The sequence below is a fragment of the Virgibacillus kekensis genome (assembly GCF_042654125.1).
GTDB lineage: Bacteria > Bacillota > Bacilli > Bacillales > Amphibacillaceae > Lentibacillus > Lentibacillus kekensis.
In genome coordinates, this window is sequence record NZ_JBHSFU010000004.1 from 1,178,721 (window position 1) to 1,195,306 (window position 16,586).

General features: G+C 40.8%; 18 protein-coding genes, 1 other RNA gene and 2 pseudogenes. 17 read left to right on the top strand and 4 right to left on the bottom strand.

From position 1 onward, the window contains the following. Positions 1-715: 715 nt before the first annotated feature. Entirely contained in the window at positions 716-1,108 is a 393-nt protein-coding gene (locus tag ACFO3D_RS09820) for a LysR substrate-binding domain-containing protein (protein WP_390295515.1), read from the bottom strand. A 246-nt stretch (positions 1,109-1,354) separates the two neighbouring features. Here ACFO3D_RS09820 and ACFO3D_RS09825 point away from each other — a divergent pair. The 13 genes and pseudogenes from ACFO3D_RS09825 (at position 1,355) to acsA (ending at position 10,222) form a co-directional block, all read left to right on the top strand. Beyond that, positions 1,355-1,994 (top strand): annotated as a pseudogene (locus ACFO3D_RS09825) (FMN-dependent NADH-azoreductase). Between the two features lie 484 nt (positions 1,995-2,478). Then, the gene (locus ACFO3D_RS09830) at positions 2,479-2,820 is read left to right on the top strand and encodes a hypothetical protein (protein WP_390295306.1); all 342 of its coding nucleotides are present in this window, start codon (positions 2,479-2,481) and stop codon (positions 2,818-2,820) included. A gap of 20 nt (positions 2,821-2,840) precedes the next feature. After that, positions 2,841-3,101 (top strand): metal-sensitive transcriptional regulator, encoded by a 261-nt coding sequence (locus ACFO3D_RS09835; RefSeq protein WP_042224024.1) that lies wholly within the window; start codon positions 2,841-2,843, stop codon positions 3,099-3,101. 145 nt (positions 3,102-3,246) lie between these two features. After that, complete coding sequence (locus tag ACFO3D_RS09840; protein ID WP_390295308.1) at positions 3,247-3,726, top strand: DsrE/DsrF/DrsH-like family protein; 480 nt, start codon at positions 3,247-3,249, stop codon at positions 3,724-3,726. Positions 3,727-3,790: 64 nt separating this feature from the next. Continuing rightward, entirely contained in the window at positions 3,791-4,090 is a 300-nt protein-coding gene (locus tag ACFO3D_RS09845) for a rhodanese-like domain-containing protein (protein ID WP_390295310.1), read from the top strand. 18 nt (positions 4,091-4,108) lie between these two features. After that, complete coding sequence (locus ACFO3D_RS09850) at positions 4,109-4,681, top strand: sulfurtransferase TusA family protein (RefSeq protein ID WP_390295312.1); 573 nt, start codon at positions 4,109-4,111, stop codon at positions 4,679-4,681. A 4-nt stretch (positions 4,682-4,685) separates the two neighbouring features. Further along, positions 4,686-4,820, top strand: a pseudogene (locus tag ACFO3D_RS09855) (DsrE/DsrF/DrsH-like family protein); the annotation flags it as partial. Between the two features lie 16 nt (positions 4,821-4,836). Then, positions 4,837-5,961 (top strand): MBL fold metallo-hydrolase, encoded by a 1,125-nt coding sequence (locus tag ACFO3D_RS09860; RefSeq protein WP_390295313.1) that lies wholly within the window; start codon positions 4,837-4,839, stop codon positions 5,959-5,961. Positions 5,962-5,988: 27 nt separating this feature from the next. After that, positions 5,989-6,216, top strand: coding sequence for a sulfurtransferase TusA family protein (locus ACFO3D_RS09865; protein ID WP_390295314.1), 228 nt, complete (start codon positions 5,989-5,991; stop codon positions 6,214-6,216). A 47-nt stretch (positions 6,217-6,263) separates the two neighbouring features. Next, a complete protein-coding gene (locus ACFO3D_RS09870; RefSeq protein ID WP_390295315.1) occupies positions 6,264-7,049 on the top strand; it encodes a sulfite exporter TauE/SafE family protein in 786 nt (261 codons plus the stop codon). A gap of 45 nt (positions 7,050-7,094) precedes the next feature. Continuing rightward, positions 7,095-7,460, top strand: coding sequence for a rhodanese-like domain-containing protein (locus ACFO3D_RS09875; RefSeq protein ID WP_390295317.1), 366 nt, complete (start codon positions 7,095-7,097; stop codon positions 7,458-7,460). Between the two features lie 640 nt (positions 7,461-8,100). After that, positions 8,101-8,310 carry a WYL domain-containing protein gene (locus ACFO3D_RS18925; protein WP_465270752.1) on the top strand — a complete coding sequence of 70 codons (210 nt, stop codon included), beginning with the start codon at positions 8,101-8,103 and terminating at the stop codon, positions 8,308-8,310. Between the two features lie 196 nt (positions 8,311-8,506). Further along, positions 8,507-10,222: an acetate--CoA ligase gene (gene acsA / locus ACFO3D_RS09880; RefSeq protein ID WP_390295319.1), complete on the top strand. Its 1,716-nt coding sequence runs from the start codon at positions 8,507-8,509 to the stop codon at positions 10,220-10,222. Between the two features lie 115 nt (positions 10,223-10,337). Here acsA and ACFO3D_RS09885 read toward each other — a convergent pair whose 3' ends face one another. Further along, positions 10,338-10,751: an NO-inducible flavohemoprotein gene (locus tag ACFO3D_RS09885; protein ID WP_390295321.1), complete on the bottom strand. Its 414-nt coding sequence runs from the start codon at positions 10,749-10,751 to the stop codon at positions 10,338-10,340. A gap of 161 nt (positions 10,752-10,912) precedes the next feature. On the opposite strand from ACFO3D_RS09885, the gene ACFO3D_RS09890 reads away from it, so the two are divergent. Next, a complete protein-coding gene (locus ACFO3D_RS09890) occupies positions 10,913-11,431 on the top strand; it encodes a type 1 glutamine amidotransferase domain-containing protein (protein WP_390295323.1) in 519 nt (172 codons plus the stop codon). Between the two features lie 45 nt (positions 11,432-11,476). On the opposite strand, the gene ACFO3D_RS09895 is transcribed toward ACFO3D_RS09890, so the two are convergent. After that, positions 11,477-12,766: a LysM peptidoglycan-binding domain-containing protein gene (locus ACFO3D_RS09895; protein WP_390295325.1), complete on the bottom strand. Its 1,290-nt coding sequence runs from the start codon at positions 12,764-12,766 to the stop codon at positions 11,477-11,479. Between the two features lie 80 nt (positions 12,767-12,846). Then, complete coding sequence (locus ACFO3D_RS09900) at positions 12,847-13,380, bottom strand: cysteine hydrolase family protein (RefSeq protein ID WP_390295327.1); 534 nt, start codon at positions 13,378-13,380, stop codon at positions 12,847-12,849. A gap of 95 nt (positions 13,381-13,475) precedes the next feature. On the opposite strand from ACFO3D_RS09900, the gene tadA reads away from it, so the two are divergent. The 3 genes from tadA to dnaX all read left to right on the top strand — a co-directional run bounded on the left by tadA (position 13,476) and on the right by dnaX (position 16,584). Continuing rightward, positions 13,476-13,949 (top strand): tRNA adenosine(34) deaminase TadA, encoded by a 474-nt coding sequence (gene tadA, locus ACFO3D_RS09905; RefSeq protein ID WP_390295329.1) that lies wholly within the window; start codon positions 13,476-13,478, stop codon positions 13,947-13,949. Positions 13,950-14,003: 54 nt separating this feature from the next. Continuing rightward, positions 14,004-14,269: signal recognition particle sRNA large type (gene ffs, locus ACFO3D_RS09910), an RNA gene on the top strand. A gap of 620 nt (positions 14,270-14,889) precedes the next feature. Beyond that, positions 14,890-16,584, top strand: a complete 1,695-nt coding sequence (gene dnaX / locus ACFO3D_RS09915; protein ID WP_390295331.1) for a DNA polymerase III subunit gamma/tau — start codon at positions 14,890-14,892, stop codon at positions 16,582-16,584. The last annotated feature ends 2 nt before the right edge of the window (positions 16,585-16,586 follow it).

Sequence of the window (16,586 nt, forward strand, 5' to 3'; positions counted from 1 at the left end):
TGAAGACTGTCTTGGATTAATCTTATAAATAGATGTTAAATAACATGCTGCTCTATACCAATTTAACACATAGCATTTGTAGTAGTACATTGGTATATCAACGTTTCAAGTGCAATTTCGAACTCGATCACCAGTACCTACTTAATATAAAAAATAAGATAAAAAAGACAAGACAATTGTTGCTTGTCTTTTTTATACTTCGTTAAGGTATCGCACTATTTTATGTTACTATAGTCAAAAGTAAGGCAGAGATCTGCGTACTTTAACCTAGGTTCAAATTCAGTTAACGTCTCTAATTTTTATTTTCTTTATTGATGCAGCAATAAATTGGCAAACACGCGGGCTTCAATATTTTTGTGCGAGCAAAAGAAAAATTGGCTGGATTGAGTCCAGTCCAATACCGAATTCAATCTAGCTAATCTGCTACATAATAAAACTCTAACTTTTGAGGTAACCAACAATGAACTGAGTTATTTGTTATTTTATTTCAAACACTTATAAAACTAAAGCCCCCGTTACATTTTTTCCCAAGTTTAACTCCATTTTTTAACCTACTTTAATGCCAAACGCAATCCATCTCATTTTATTAAAGAACAAATATAGGAAACCATTTCTCTTGCTGCATGGGATACATACTTATCTTTTTTTAAAATAATTCCTAATTTCCAGATAATAGGTGGGTTAACAATAGGAGTAGCTTTAATTAGACTTTGATCTACTCTTGTTGCAACATATTGAGGAAAAATGGAGATGCCAAGATTCTGTCCCACCAACCCCGTAATAAAATCCAATAGATACTTTGATAGGCAACATTGGGTTGAAACCCTGCTTGTATACACTCATGCATAATTTGCTGGTAGAGGGTAGAATCATCTTGGAATAAGACAAATGATTCATCTTTTAATTCTAGTAAAGAAACCTTTTCTCTAGTAGCGAGAGGGTGGGAAGGATGAACAAAGACCATGATCTCTTCTTGGACAAAAGGAGTAACGTCAAATTGATCCTCTACCGGTAATGCTACCACACCCAAATCAAGTATTCCTTCATTTACGTCTTGCTTTATTTTCACTACATTATGCTCTACTAACTCTATTGAGATTTCGGGTATAAATCACGAAATTCTTTTATAATCTTCGGAAAAAGGGGATAGCTGGGTAGTTAGAAACTGGAGTGATGTTTCTGAATGGACAGCAGCAACTGCATTATCTGTTCTATTAAAAGACTTAATCGCAACTTACAACCAAGGGATTAAACATAATGTATCTATGCCATTTAATGCCTTGTCATCTACACAATTATTTGACTCAATGGGAAAAGAGAAACCAGAAGTATAAAAAAGGAGAGTTCTTTAAGAATGAATATATTAGTAGTAAAAGCAAACAATCGCCCATCAACAGAAGGAATTTCTAGTAAAATGTACGAAACTTTTATGGCTGAATTAGAAGGTAAAGACGTAAACGTAATAACTTACGATGTTTTTGAAGAAGACACACCTTTCTTCGGAGAAATTTTTATGCTTTAGGCAAAGACAAAATAGTGGAGATTTAACAGACGTTGAATCACGTCTTTTAGCTGCAAAGCAAAAAGTAATGGATGCCATCTCAGCTGCAGACGTAATCGTATTCGCGTTCCCATTATGGAATTTAACAATACCAGCTAAATTACAAATATTCATTGACTATATATATGCTGCAGGATTTGCATTTAAATATGATGCTGAAGGCAACATGATTCAATTAATGACCGATAAAAAAGCTGTTTTCCTAAACGCTCGGGGTGGGGTTTACTCCACACCAGAAGCAGCTCCAATGGAAATGGCTGTTAACTACATGCGTAACGTATTTGGTGGCATATTCGGTATGCAAATTATCGATGAGGTAATTATAGAAGGTCACAATGCTATGCCCGATAAAGCGCAAGAAATTATTGCTGAAGGAATGGAAGAAGTGAAAGCTTCTGCAAAACATTTATTAGAGTTAGCTGTTACAGCATAATTAAAGTTTACAAGGAAAAATAAATGTCTAAAGGTAAGATAGAAGGAAATCTACAAAGGTTCATTATCATTGGCCTTTGTAGATTTCTTTTTTCCATTCACAAAGACGAGTAAAAATTCATTATTGCTCTGGGTAAGATCGAGCGGGAATTGTAGTAGCTTGTTGATATTAGGGGATGATTGCAAGGCCTGAAGAAGTACGATTACTTTATCGTTACAGTAACGCATTAAGTATGTTATTGTATTTAAAAAGTCAAAAGGGTTACTTAAAGGGACGGCTCTTTCTAATACTTCTACGATGAATGGGACATTAAGTGATTAAAGACGTTCTCGCGGTTTAAATCGTGAATTCAGCAGGTTAGCGATAAAGCCTTGAGGTTTTATTTTGTAAACCAATTTTTCCTTTGTTTTGCCATTAGGGTTGACAATATACCCTTAGGGGTATAATATATGGTCATATTGTTTTTAAGAAAAGGGGAAAATTAATGACTACAGCAATTGTAATTTTAATCTCATTTTTTTCCTTGAAGTTTCTCTATCGCAGATATATCCCTGTAAGGGGAGTCTGGAAAATAGAATTAAGTAATGTTGCTGTACAGAACGACTCGCAAGTCACAATAGTCGACACACGCAGTTATCAGACATCATTCAAGGATGCAATAGAGCAAGCTTATTGTTTGCCTCTAGCATATCTGAACAGACACTTTCGTGATATTCCCAATAAAGATGTCATAATAGTGGCATCAGATCATGTTGATAAGAATCTCAGTATCCGTTTACTGAAGCGAAAGGGCATACAGGTTGTCGGGTATTACTTAATGAGATAATAAGGAAGGAGCGATTGTTTATGAAATACGATGACCAGGTCAAAAATAGAATGAAACGGATTGAAGGACAAGTCAGAGGTTTGCTGAAGATGATGGAAGAAGATAAAGAATGCCGTGATGTGGTTACACAGATGTCAGCGGTTCGAAATGCAATGGATCGAACTATTGCATTAATAGTTAGTAAAAACTTGGAACAATGTATCCGTGAAGAAAAAGAAGCTGGTGAAAGTTCAGAGGACATTATCAAAGAAGCAGTCAACCTGCTTGTTAAAAGTAGATAAGTCATTGGTTTGACAAATTATTTATGTATATTTAACATGTGAGTTGGGTTAAGTGAAACATATTAACCCTATTTTTTAAACTAATTCATATACCCCTACCCGTATATGTATAAATTATAATTAATTAAATTAAAGGAGAATGTATATGACAGATAAAAAGAAAACAACGATCGTATTGTTTAGCGGGGATTATGACAAGGCAATGGCAGCATATATCATTGCGAATGGTGCGGCTGCATATGACCATGAAGTAACTATTTTCCACACCTTTTGGGGACTGAATGCGCTCCGCAAGGAAAATCAGGTTCCGGTAAAGAAAAGTTTACTGGAAAAGATGTTCGGAAAGATGATGCCTAGAGGCGCAGATAAAATGGGACTTTCTAAAATGAACTATTTAGGTATGGGACCAAAGATGATTAAAAATGTAATGAAAAAACACAACGCGCTGCCACTTCCACAATTGGTAGAAATGGCGCAGGAGCAAGATATTAAACTTATTGCATGCACCATGACAATGGATCTCCTTGGTCTTCAGAAAGAGGAACTACTGGATGATATTGAATATGCCGGAGTAGCAGCATACATTGGTGACTCGGAGGACGGAAATATAACTTTATTTATTTAATATTTTTTTAGTTTTAATAATACCCCCTCAGGTATATATAATTATAAATTTAGGAGGAATTAGAATGCATGAAATTTCAGCAGCAGACCTTGCAACAAAACTTAACGTTGGGGAAAAGTTAGACATTATTGATGTTCGTGAGGATGAAGAGGTTGCACAGGGTAAAATCCCAGGTGCAAAGCACATCCCTCTTGGTCAGCTTCCGGACCGGCTCAATGAAATCGACAAAAACAATCATTATTACCTTGTGTGCCGTTCAGGTGGCCGCAGTGGTAGTGCCTGTGGTTATTTGGAGGAACAAGGTTATGATGTAACGAATATGGCCGGCGGTATGCTGGACTGGGACGACGAGGTTGAAAAATAAAGACGAGGAGGATTTACTGTGAATATTTCAGCGAACGAAATCTTGGATGTAAAGGGACTTGCCTGCCCAATGCCAATTGTTAAAACGAAAAAGGCAATTACAAATCTACAGCCTGGTGAAGTAATAGAGGTACAGGCAACTGATAAAGGTTCAACGGCTGATATTAAGGCTTGGGCTGATAGTACAGGACACCAATACCTAGGGACCGTTGAAGATGGCGATGTCCTTAAACATTATCTGCGTAAAGCCAATGATGAAGAAACAAAAGAAGAAACAAAACATGACGCCGTTACTGACTTGGAAGAACTTCGCAGTAAGGTCGACGGGGAAGAAGATATAGCCATTCTAGATGTACGGGAACCTGCAGAGTATGCTTTCGGTCATATACCTAGTTCGGTAAATATACCCCTTGGGGATCTAGAAGAACGTTTCAATGAATTAAATAAAGATAAAGAAATACACGTCATTTGCCGTACAGGTAACCGCAGTGATCTGGCAGCACAGAAGCTGACCGAAAAAGGTTTTCAGGATGTTAGGAATGTAGTCCCTGGAATGGCTGAATGGCAAGGGCCAACAAATAAAAACAACTAGGAGAAAATTAATTGCCTGCCAGATGACCATGGATGTAATGAACCTTGAGAAAGATGCATTTGTCGAAGGAATTGAAGTTGGCGGAGCTGCGTCATTTATTGATTATGCAAAGGATGCAAATATCTCATTTCCATTTTAAACAGGAGGGGAAATGTATGGCTAAAACAATAACAACCAATGAATTGGCAAAAAAAGTTGTTAATCACGAAGAAACTTTGATTCTAGATGTTCGGAATACAGATGAGTTTGATAATTGGAAAATTGAAGGCGGAAAGGTTGAGTTGATCAATGAACCATATTTTAACCTGCTTGAAGGCATTGAACCAGTAGAAGGTAAACTCAATAAAGATCAGGAAGTTATCGTTGTTTGTGCAAAAGGCGGATCATCTGAATTTGTAGCGGATCTTTTGGAAGAAGCAGGCTATTCAAACGTATACAGCCTTGAGGGCGGAATGAAAGCGTGGAGTGAACACCTTGAGCCGGTGAAAATCAGTGAGCTGAAAGACGGTGGGAGTCTTTATCAGTTTGTTCGTCTGGGTAAAGGTTGCCTGTCATACTTTATTGAGTCTAACGGGGAAGCAGCAGTAGTGGACTCCAACCGTATGATTGAAAACTACGCGGATTTTGCGGCTAAAAAAGGAGTTAAAATTAAGCATGCGCTTGACACGCATTTGCACGCTGACCATATTTCAGGTGGTCGGCAGTTGGCTGAAAAAGCAGGGGCAACGTACCATCTTCCACCTAAAGATGCTGAAGAGGTAACGTTTGACTATGCACCACTTGAAGAAGGTAACGATATTACAGTAGGAAACACGACCATTACAGTACAACCGATTTATTCACCAGGTCACACTATCGGAAGTACATCTTTAATTATTGATGATCAGTTTCTTCTTACTGGTGATATTTTATTTGTTAAATCAATTGGACGACCTGATTTAGCTGGTAAAGCAGAGGACTGGGTAGGCGATTTGCGTAATACCCTTTACTCACGTTACAAGGAACTATCTGAAGATCTGATTGTTCTTCCTGCACACTATTCATTTGTAGAAGAATTAGGAAATGACGGAAGTGTTTCTGCAAGACTAGGTGATTTATACAACAAGAATGAGGGATTACAGGTAGAAAATGAGGATGCCTTCCGAAAATTGGTAACGGAAAATCTCCCGCCACAACCGAATGCTTACCAGGAAATTCGTGAAACAAACATGGGTAAAATCAACCCTGAAAATGAAAAACAAAGAGAAATGGAAACTGGACCAAATCGTTGTGCGGTTTAAGGATAAATAACTAAGGAGGAATTAATAATGGATGTAACAAAAGTACTGGATGCAAAAGGATTGGCATGTCCAATGCCTATCGTAAAAACAAAAAAAGCAATGAACGATCTTAACAGTGGTGACGTACTGGAAGTTCATGCAACAGATAAAGGTGCAAAAAGTGACCTTACAGCATGGGCGAAATCAGGCGGACATGAACTGCTGAAGGATACGGAAGAAGAGGACGTACTCAAGTTTTGGATTAAAAAGGGTTAAAGGAGACCCACTTATTGTGGGCTCCCTTTGTTAGGGGGAATCGAGCAATGGAATATAGCTTAATCTTTATTATTACAATCTTTCTAATTGGATTTGTTGGTTCCTTCATTTCCGGAATGGTAGGGATCGGCGGATCGATCATTAAATATCCAATGCTATTGTATATCCCTGCTTTAGTAGGTATTTCTACGTTTTCTGCGCACGAGGTTTCAGGTATAAGTGCGGTTCAAGTATTGTTTGCCACTATTGGTGGTGTATGGGCGTACCGAAAAGGCGGTTATCTAAATAAAGGTCTTATACTTTACATGGGAATCAGTATTCTAATCGGAAGCTTTATTGGCGGTTATGGCTCCCAGTTTATGACGGATGCAGGAATAAACTTTGTATACGGTGTACTTGCAACTATTGCTGCAGTAATGATGTTTGTGCCTAAAAAAGGACTGGATGATATACCGATGGACCAAGTGTCCTATAATAAGTGGCTTGCAGCCGGTCTTGCACTGCTCGTGGGTGTAGGAGCGGGTATTGTAGGTGCAGCCGGGGCATTTATCCTGGTACCAATCATGCTAATCGTCTTGAAAATACCAACCAGAATGACAATCGCAACATCACTCGCGATTACGTTCATTTCTTCGATCGGTGCGACGACTGGGAAGCTCCTCACTGGACAGGTACTGTTTATCCCAGCAGTCATTATGATTATCGCAAGCCTGATAGCATCACCACTCGGCGCAAAGTTTGGGCAGAAAGTAAACACCAAAATACTCCAATGGATTTTGGCAATTTTAATTCTCGGCACGGCCATAAAAATATGGCTGGATATCCTGGCATAATGCTAGAGACAGTATAGAAATAACAATTAGGGGAGAAGAGCCAAAATGGAATTAATTATACAAGTTGTTTTTCTGGCTGTGATTATCTGGTTTATTATGAATCGTTTCTTACCTGCGAAGGGGATAACGAATATAACAACTCAGGAAGCAAAGGATAAATTCAAGCAAAAAAATGAAATCCAGTTTGTGGATGTACGGACACCAGGTGAATATGGTGCCAATCATCGTAAACCGTTTAAAAACATTCCCTTGGGACAATTAGCAGGCAAGACAAAGGACCTTAATAAAAGTAAAGAAATTGTTGTGATTTGTCAGAGTGGGATGAGGAGTATGAAGGCAGCTAAAATTCTTAAGAAACAAGGGTTTGAAAAAGTGTCCAATGTAAAAGGCGGCATGAGCGCTTGGGTTTAAACATTGAATAAAGGGAAAATACCTGTGAATGCTCATATTTACGAAAGATCGCTTTGCAAAGGACAGGGTTTTAGTAAATATAAAAATTACGTTATGGTCTGCAGTTTTTATCAGTAAGGTCTTTGCAAAAAGAACCCATTATAGAAAAGGAGATGATTTATTGTGTTTCATTATACTGTCGAGACAAATAAATCAATGAAAGAGGCAATTGAATCTCTTGAGGGGAACTTGAAGGATGAATGGTAAATGACGAATCGATAAAGGAATTTGCAGCTGACATTGAAAATAGGTTAATAACATGTATTGATCAAACATGTATTGATCAATCTGTATAACTGAACGACAAAAAAATCTTCTCGAAGGAGCGATAGGGGTATTAAACTGCCCCTATCGCTATATTTTTGACTGATTTTTATTAAACTTTCTCATTAATTATGGGTTCTTTCGTATTTAGTTGGATTGGGACTAGGCCTTGCTATATCAACGTATGACAGCTATCCTTCATCGAAGAATGCTTTATTTGCAAGGGACCACGCCCACCGGTGTCCCTGTTTTTTTTGTCACAAAGTGTATGGTTCTCTTTTTTTGTGATATAATACGAACAAATGTTCCGATTAAGGGAGGTCATCGTATGAATAACATGGTTGTACAATCTCTAAAGACCAATAGTAAAATCGAGATTATCTACCTGGACAGCTCGAACAAGTTCTCTCAAAGAATCATCCGGCCAGTTAAGCTAAAGGAGAATATTGTTGTGGCTTATTGTTATTCCAGACGGCAAATACGTACGTTCCATATCGATAATATTATGTCCGCAGCCCCGCTACAGGGCAGGAACAGAGTTTCTTAGAAATGCTCCTTTCTTCCCATTCAGAATTTTTAGTGAGTAAATCACTTTAAAATTGTCACCAATTGTTCTAAAATAGAAATCAGTTACCAAAATGTTAAAACAATTTCATATAATTGCATATTTAATGCGATTGAATCGTACAAGTTAAATAGGGACTATTGTAAACGATTCCAAATACTTAGGATGGGGTGATTGTATGGACATGCAGCGCATTCCTGCACGAGATGGAGATTATAATCTGAAAAACTATGACAAAATGCGCGATTCTTTTTCATGGGACGAGGTAAAGAAAAACTTTAGCTGGAATGAGACAGGTAAGGTAAATATTGCATATGAAGCAATTGACCGGCATGCGGAAAATCCGGATAAAAAAGATAAAGTTGCCTTACTCTATTCCTCTCCTGACCGCGAGGAACAGTTGACGTTTGATGATCTCAGCAAGAAAAGTAATCAATTCGCAAATGTGTTGAAAAAATATAATGTGAAAAAAGGTGACCGGGTATTTCTATTCCTTCCTAGGAGTCCTGAGTTTTACGCGTCGTTCTTTGGAATTTTAAAGACAGGTGCAGTGGCTGGTCCGCTATTCGAGGCGTTTATGGAGCAGGCCGTCCGTGACCGTTTGCAGGACAGTGAAGCGCGGATGCTCATCACCACACCTGAATTACTTGAACGTGTACCACAAGAAGACCTTCCTGACCTGGAGAATATTGTTCTGGTTGGAGACCATAACGAGTCTTCGGATAAATACATTGATTATCATAAAGAAATGAGCGATGCATCAACCGATTTCGATATTGAATGGGTTGATCTTGAGGACGGTATGGTTATTCACTATACATCCGGATCAACCGGCAAGCCTAAAGGGGTTTACCATGTCCATAATGCTATGGTACAGCATTATGCAACAGCTGAATGGGTAATCGACCTGAAAGAAGATGACGTTTACTGGTGTACTGCAGACCCGGGCTGGGTAACCGGAACAAGCTATGGTGTGTTCGCTCCATGGCTGCACGGTGTAACAAACGTAATCCGTGGTGGCCGCTTCAGTCCTGATGACTGGTACGGTACACTTGATAAGCATAATGTAACCGTTTGGTATACTGCCCCAACAGCGCTTCGTAAACTTGTAAGTGCAGGTGAGGATGTTGTGAAGAAATACGACCTATCCTCTCTCCGCCATATTATGAGTGTTGGTGAGCCGTTAAACCCTGAAGTTATTACGTGGGGCTTGAAAGCATTTGATCTGCGTATCCACGATACTTGGTGGATGACCGAAACTGGTGCAATGCTGATTGTAAACTTCCCTTCAGAGGAAATTCGCCCTGGCTCAATGGGTAAACCGATACCTGGGGTGGATGCGGCAATCGTTGATAATGAAGGAAATGAGCTGCCACCTAACCAGATGGGTAATCTGGCAATTAAAAAAGGATGGCCATCAATGATGCGCCACATTTGGAAGCGTCCGGAGAAATTCCAGAGTTATTTCATTAATGAATGGTATGTTTCCGGAGACAGTGCGTACAAAGATGAAGATGGATACTTTTGGTTCCAAGGTCGTCTGGATGATGTTATCAATACATCAGGCGAGCGGGTTGGACCATTTGAAGTCGAAAGTAAGCTGATCGAACACCCTGCTGTTTCAGAAGCTGGGGTTATTGGTAAGCCGGATCCCGAGCGAGGGGAAATCATCAAAGCGTTTATTACGCTGAATGAAGGATACGAGGATACACCTGAACTTCTGGAGGATATTCGTAAGTTTGTTAAGACCGGGCTGAGTGCCCATTCCGCACCACGTGAACTGGAAGTAAAAGATAGCATTCCAAAAACACGGAGCGGTAAAATTATGCGTCGTCTCCTGAAGTCATGGGAACTTGGCCTTCCGACTGGCGATACATCAACATTGGAAGAATAATAGAGAAAAGGGTGCCATTGATAGGCACCCTTTTTATATGTTACTTAACCCTCAATAGTTTGTGATGGACCGAAAAATTCATAGTTAATATCGTTATCAGCCACACCGAATTTAGTCAGGCTTTTATAAATAGCACGCATGAAACCTTTTGGTTCGCAAAAGTAAAAGGCAGCATTGGGCGTTGGAAGAAATTCAGATAGCCACTCGTAATCAATGTACCCTTTTTGTCATAAGCTCCCTGGTCCTGAATAGTTGGGTTATCATAAACGGTATAGGTATAGACATTACTGAATCGGTCAGCGATATCCTGTACAGTGGTCCGCATCGCATGTACATTTCCATTTTGTGCAGCATGAATATAGTATACCTCACGCTCCGGCTGATTTTTAACTGTACTTTCCAGCATACTGGCCATAGGAGTTAACCCCACCCCGCCGCTTATCAATACTAATGGTCTTGTATCATCGGGATGGCGGACACTGTGTAATCTCGCCTGCGTGTAACTTGAAACATGTTTTTCGTGAAGCAATTGAAGCTTTTTTTCAAGTACTGGATAATTACACCCTGGAGGATTTAATCGAAAATGATCGACAACTCCGTGAGCTAATGGGGATTAATCCCTGAGTTTTAATCTTTATACAGCGGGTAGATTCAATTATGTAGCAACATCATTGAAAGGAGCGGATTATAATGGGTAAAAAAATAGCAACAGTACTGACAGATATGTTTGAGGATGTCGAGTATACAAAACCTGCTGAAGCATTTAAAGATGCCGGTCATGAAGTAATCACAATCGAAAAAGAAAAAGGTAAAAAAGTGACTGGTAAAAATGATGATGTAACCGTAACAATTGATGAAGAAATCGATAAAGTAAATCCGGATGATTTCGATGCGCTATTCATTCCAGGTGGTTTTTCACCTGACCAGCTTCGTGCGGATGAGCGCTTTGTGGGATTTGCCAAGCATTTCATGGATGAGAAAAAGCCTGTTTTGGCAATTTGCCATGGTCCGCAACTGTTAATTACAGCAAAAACACTGGAAGGACGTAAAGCAACCGGCTTTAAATCCATTCAGGTGGATATGGAATATGCAGGTGCAGATGTACAGGATGAGGAAGTAGTTGTATGTAAAGACCAGCTTGTAACTAGCCGTAATCCGGATGACATCCCTGCATTCAACAAAGAGTCACTAAAGCTGTTAAATAAATAACTATAAGGTAAATCCCCTGCACTTAGTGGCGTGCAGGGGATTTTTTCATTCTTGTTTTTCGATTGTAAAGTTATCCTGAAGCAGCAGCCAGTTTTGCGGAAAGGCAAGCCCCAATTTCCAGTAACTGATTCCAAGTAATCCATATTGCTTTATTAAATCAAACTTAGCCTGAATCGAGCGGGCATCCTCAAACCATACCTCATGCCGATTCCCCTGTGCATCGGTATAAAAGTAAAACGGTGCTTGTGCTTCTGTATCATACTCAATTGCCACGTTTTGTTGCCGTGCCCGTGCAATGGCTTCCTGGGGGCTGAGAGCCTCAGCAGGATCTCCGCCTTCTACAAATGGAAGGGTCCAGTCATAACCATATAAATTTTGCCCGAGGAGAATTTTCTCAGGAGGAATAACACTTACTGCATAATCCACAACTTCACGGACTTCATTAAGTGGCGAGACTGCCCTCGCTGGACCACCGCTGTAGCCCCATTCGTAAGTCATTAGGACAACAAAATCGGCAATCTCGCCGTGGGCTGCATAATCATGTGCCTCATACCATGCACCTTCCTGTTCAGCGCTTGTTTTTGGGGCAAGTGCTGTGGACATCAATAAGCCCGCTTCAGATAATCGTTGTTTCGCTTTTCGCAGGAAGTTATTATACGCTTCTCTGTCCTCCGGCGGTAAAAATTCAAAGTCAAAATGGACATCACTAAAGCCTACCTGATTTGCCACGTTAACAATCTGATCAAGCAATGTGTTCTGGACTGCCTGAACGGTTAGAATAATATGGCCAAGTTCCCTGCTGAACGCCCCTTCCTCCAGGTTGGTGACAACGAGCATAAGGGATGTATTATTTGTTTCAGCAATTTGCGGAAAATTATCAAGGGGAGGTGCTGTTAATGTGCCATCACGGTTAATTTGATAACTGAATGGAGCAAGGTACGTCAGATTCGGTGCATGTTTTTGGGCAGCATTGACAAGTGTTTCAGAAACCTGTCCGCCAGTCGGCTCAATATAGGCGTTGGAGGTAATCGGCGGTTTAGGCTGCGGAGGTATATACAAACGAACACCAGCCTGAAGTGGACCGCCCACTGGAATGTTATTAATCTGTGCCAACTGCTGAGGCGAGGTTCCAAAGCGCTGGGCAATAGCGTACAGACTGTCACCAGGCTGTACAAAATAAAACTGGCCGATGATCGGGATTACCAGGGTTTGGCCAACCACAAGGTTTCCCGGTGCCTCCAGTTCATTTGCCTCAATAATTTCATTCATTTCCGCCCCATACATATTAGCAATCTGAAAAATAGTGTCACCTGGCTGCACTACATGAATCTGCAAAAGAATCCCTCCTTCAAAGCGATCACTGACGCTTTTACTTTCCTCTTACACTTTATGAGTCCAAAAGGAGGGATATGTCATTAGATTGGTTCTGTATTTGCATCCATGACCGATTGCATCAGATATAAAGCATACTCATTATTTTCTTTTCTTTCCGACGCCATACAGTTTTTCGGTACATGCATCGAGTATCCGTGCATATACGCATCTTTGGCCGAAAATAAAATACATATATCTCCTGCAACACCAGCCATAATCAGATTGGTCTTTCCAAGTTCACTTAATAATGAATGGAGCGGGGTTTGGAAAAAGGCAGAATGCTGTGGTTTAATAAGGAAGTAATCATCCTGATCCGGTTTCAACGTATGGATGATATCATGGCTCCAGTCGTTGTCACAGTGATCGATGATTTTCTTAAAGTCAGCCTGCCAAAGACCGTAGTGGTCATTTATATAGATAATCGGGATACTATTTTCTTTCCCGTATTGTTTCAATTTCTTAAGGTCAGGAAGGATTTCTTTTGTATGTTCATGGAGTTTTTTACTGCCGTCGAAATCAAAATGATTAATTATATCCACAAACAGAATAGCGCTGTTTTCAATAGAATGGTTCATAGCCGATCTCCTTTTTTAAAACTAAAATATTTCTTTTTTACTATTCTTTATTTCCTTTAAAATTATTTTCAAACTAGTTAGGTGGTGGTTAACCAGTGGATGATATAAAACGTATGCAAGAAGCCATCAAACAGGCGGAAACGGCCAGAAAGCTAAATGAAGTGCCAATTGGTGCTGTGATTGTTTTCCGTGATGAAGTAATTGCCTCGGGATACAATGTGCGGGAAACAGAACAGACCACCTTGTCCCACGCAGAGTTGCTTGCGATTGAGAATGCCAATAAAAAAATCGGCAGCTGGCGATTAGAGGACTGCACGTTATATGTCACCCTAGAACCCTGTCCAATGTGTGCTGGGGCTATTGTTCAATCGAGAATAAGGCGGGTTGTGTATGGGGCAGCTGATCCTAAGGCAGGGTGTGCCGGAACATTGATGAATCTTCTGGAGGACAATAGGTTTAACCACCAGGTTGAAGTTACCAAGGGTGTTCTTGAGGAAGAATGTTCCAGTCTGCTGACTGATTTTTTCAGGGAATTGCGAAGGAAGAAAAAAGGAAAAAATTCCATATAATCCAGCCGGTAACGACCATTGCATTTTTACTGTAAAATGTTATAATGGTTATTGTCGTGCTAAGCGGGGAGGTAGCGGTGCCCTGTACTCGCAATCCGCTATAGCGAGGCTGAATTCCCATTCGAGGTAAGTCGTCCTTAAGGTCTGCCTTAAGGGAGTGGTGTTGACGCTCAGGTCCTGCGCAACGGGAACCCATGAATCCTGTCAGGTCCGGAAGGAAGCAGCAGTAAGTGGTTATTCCCGTGTGCCGCGGGGAAGCCTGGGCCGAGCCATGAACTTAAGTAACGCTTAGGGACGTCTTATCGACAATGGGTGCACGGCTTACATAGCAGAAAAGGCTGTATCACCAAAATGGTTGATAGAGCCTTTTTTATTTTGTCTCTTTTTTTTTTCGTTAAAACTATAAACTACGAAGTAACTCGTAGCTCGCTCCGGAAATACATTCCGCTTTCCGCGGGCAACGCTTCAACTTCCTCGGAAGAAAGCCACTTCCTGCGGGATTTTCAGCTGTTGCTTTTCCCGCAGGAGTCTCCATGTATTTCCTTCGCTGGATTGAGGTTGATTCATACTTATTAAGTTTGTCCTCTTAATTTTATCAAACACCAAACGCCTATTAGCGCAGGCAGAATGCGTAGACTCCTGGGGGAACAGCACGAGTCCGAAGCCCCCGCAGCGGCGTTCTTTCCGTGAGGAGGCTGAGGCCGTGCCCCCGGCAAAGGAAACACTGTGAGAGTTTTAGCTTGAACAGATGTTGACCTTGCACCCGGAGTGGTGAAAGCGGAATGTATTTCTAGAGCGAAGCTCGAGTTACGTCGCAATTTATATCGACTGTGATAAGAAAACCCATAGATATTTTGTCAGCTGTTTCATCTTTTAGGTTCACAATCAACCCTTAAATCGAGTATAATTTAGGTAGAATTCATAGAGGGGAACGTTCATTATGAGTTATCAGGCATTGTATCGCGTTTGGCGTCCGAGAACTTTTGAGGATGTTGCAGGACAATCACATATCACAAGAACACTGCAGAACGCCATCGTTCAGGAGAAGTTTTCGCATGCCTATATTTTCTCGGGGCCACGTGGTACGGGAAAAACAAGTGCAGCAAAGATTTTTGCCAAAACGATTAACTGTGAGAAAGCCCCTGTAAAAGAACCCTGTAATGAATGTGCATCCTGCCGTGGAATTCAGGATGGTTCTATTTCAGATGTAATCGAAATGGATGCCGCTTCCCATACAAGTGTAGAAGATATACGTGATATCCGAGATAAGGTAAAATATGCCTCAAGCTCAGTTCCGTATAAGGTGTACATTATTGATGAGGTACATATGATCTCGGTCAATGCATTTAATGCCCTCTTAAAAACTCTTGAGGAACCACCGAAGCATGTTGTTTTCATTCTGGCTACAACCGAACCGCATAAAATTCCACTAACCATTCTATCCAGATGTCAGCGGTTTGATTTTAAACCGATTTCCTCGCAGGCAATAGTCGAGAGGATGAAAACCATTATTGCGTCAGAAGGAATATCAGTCTCAGAAGAAGCACTTGAAACAGTTGCACTTGCCGCAGAAGGTGGTATGCGGGATGCACTGAGCATTCTCGATCAGGCAATCTCTTACAGCGAGGAAACAGTTCAGCTGGAAGACGTTCTTGCGGTTACCGGCGGGGTATCCCAGGAAATCCTGACCGATATAGTACGTTCCATGCATGGAAAAAATGTACAAGAGGCATTGTCTCTGCTTGATGAACTGATTCAGAACGGGAAGGACCCAGCACGGTTTGTATACGACCTGATTTATTTTCTTCGAGACCTTCTGCTGTTCAAGAGTGCTCCAACGCTTGAAGGGATTCTGGAAAGAGCTATCATCAATGATGGATTCAGGCAACTGGCAGATGCGGTTACAGCTGATTGGATACAGGATGCCATCATGCACCTCAACAAATGCCAGCAGGAAATAAAATGGTCGAACAGCCCGAAAGTATTCATTGAAATTGCAATCCTTACGATTACGAATAAGGATAACAGGGAAAACGAAACAAACAATGCCGCCGATTCGGAGGCAGTTACGAAACTAATGGGCCGACTGGAACATCTGGAAAAAGAACTTACGGCCTTGAAAACCTCTCCACCGGCAGCGGGCAGGCAGGCACCCGCAAACGAACCGCGGAGGCCACAGGCTCGTCCAGGTAAAAATAGTTATAAAATACCGTTTGAGAAAATACGGTATGTTCTTCAGGAGGCAGAGAAGCCTGCACTCAAAGAAGTTCAGTCACAGTGGGCTGCGTTTCTTAGCCAGCTGAAGTCCACAAGTGCCCCTGCACATGCTACAATACAAGACAGCAAGCCTGCAGCAGCATCCGATAAAGCGATTGTGGTCCAGTTCAAGTATGAGATCCATTGTTCCTTGTTTCTCGATAACCAGGAAACAATTGAATCCGTACTTACAAGTGTGATTGGCAAAAAGTTAACAATTATTCCAATTCCAGCGAATAATTGGCAGGAATTACGCAATGAATATATAAGTAAGCAAGAACAGTCAGCAACCAGCGATGAAGAAGAAAAGCAAGATGATCCGCTGATTGAAGAAGCCCGCAAACTTGTAGGCGATGAATTATTAGAAATTCACGATTAACC

What these genes read in the sequence shown, in the direction of transcription:
- ACFO3D_RS09830 (WP_390295306.1), top strand. Translation starts at nt 2,479, where the DNA reads ATGACTACAGCAATTGTAATTTTAATCTCATTTTTTTCCTTGAAGTTT.
- ACFO3D_RS09835 (WP_042224024.1), top strand. Translation starts at nt 2,841, where the DNA reads ATGAAATACGATGACCAGGTCAAAAATAGAATGAAACGGATTGAAGGA.
- ACFO3D_RS09840 (WP_390295308.1), top strand. Translation starts at nt 3,247, where the DNA reads ATGACAGATAAAAAGAAAACAACGATCGTATTGTTTAGCGGGGATTAT.
- ACFO3D_RS09845 (WP_390295310.1), top strand. Translation starts at nt 3,791, where the DNA reads ATGCATGAAATTTCAGCAGCAGACCTTGCAACAAAACTTAACGTTGGG.
- ACFO3D_RS09860 (WP_390295313.1), top strand. Translation starts at nt 4,837, where the DNA reads ATGGCTAAAACAATAACAACCAATGAATTGGCAAAAAAAGTTGTTAAT.
- ACFO3D_RS09865 (WP_390295314.1), top strand. Translation starts at nt 5,989, where the DNA reads ATGGATGTAACAAAAGTACTGGATGCAAAAGGATTGGCATGTCCAATG.
- ACFO3D_RS09870 (WP_390295315.1), top strand. Translation starts at nt 6,264, where the DNA reads ATGGAATATAGCTTAATCTTTATTATTACAATCTTTCTAATTGGATTT.
- ACFO3D_RS09875 (WP_390295317.1), top strand. Translation starts at nt 7,095, where the DNA reads ATGGAATTAATTATACAAGTTGTTTTTCTGGCTGTGATTATCTGGTTT.
- ACFO3D_RS18925 (WP_465270752.1), top strand. Translation starts at nt 8,101, where the DNA reads ATGGTTGTACAATCTCTAAAGACCAATAGTAAAATCGAGATTATCTAC.
- acsA (WP_390295319.1), top strand. Translation starts at nt 8,507, where the DNA reads ATGGACATGCAGCGCATTCCTGCACGAGATGGAGATTATAATCTGAAA.
- ACFO3D_RS09890 (WP_390295323.1), top strand. Translation starts at nt 10,913, where the DNA reads ATGGGTAAAAAAATAGCAACAGTACTGACAGATATGTTTGAGGATGTC.
- ACFO3D_RS09900 (WP_390295327.1), bottom strand. Translation starts at nt 13,380, where the DNA reads ATGAACCATTCTATTGAAAACAGCGCTATTCTGTTTGTGGATATAATT.
- dnaX (WP_390295331.1), top strand. Translation starts at nt 14,890, where the DNA reads ATGAGTTATCAGGCATTGTATCGCGTTTGGCGTCCGAGAACTTTTGAG.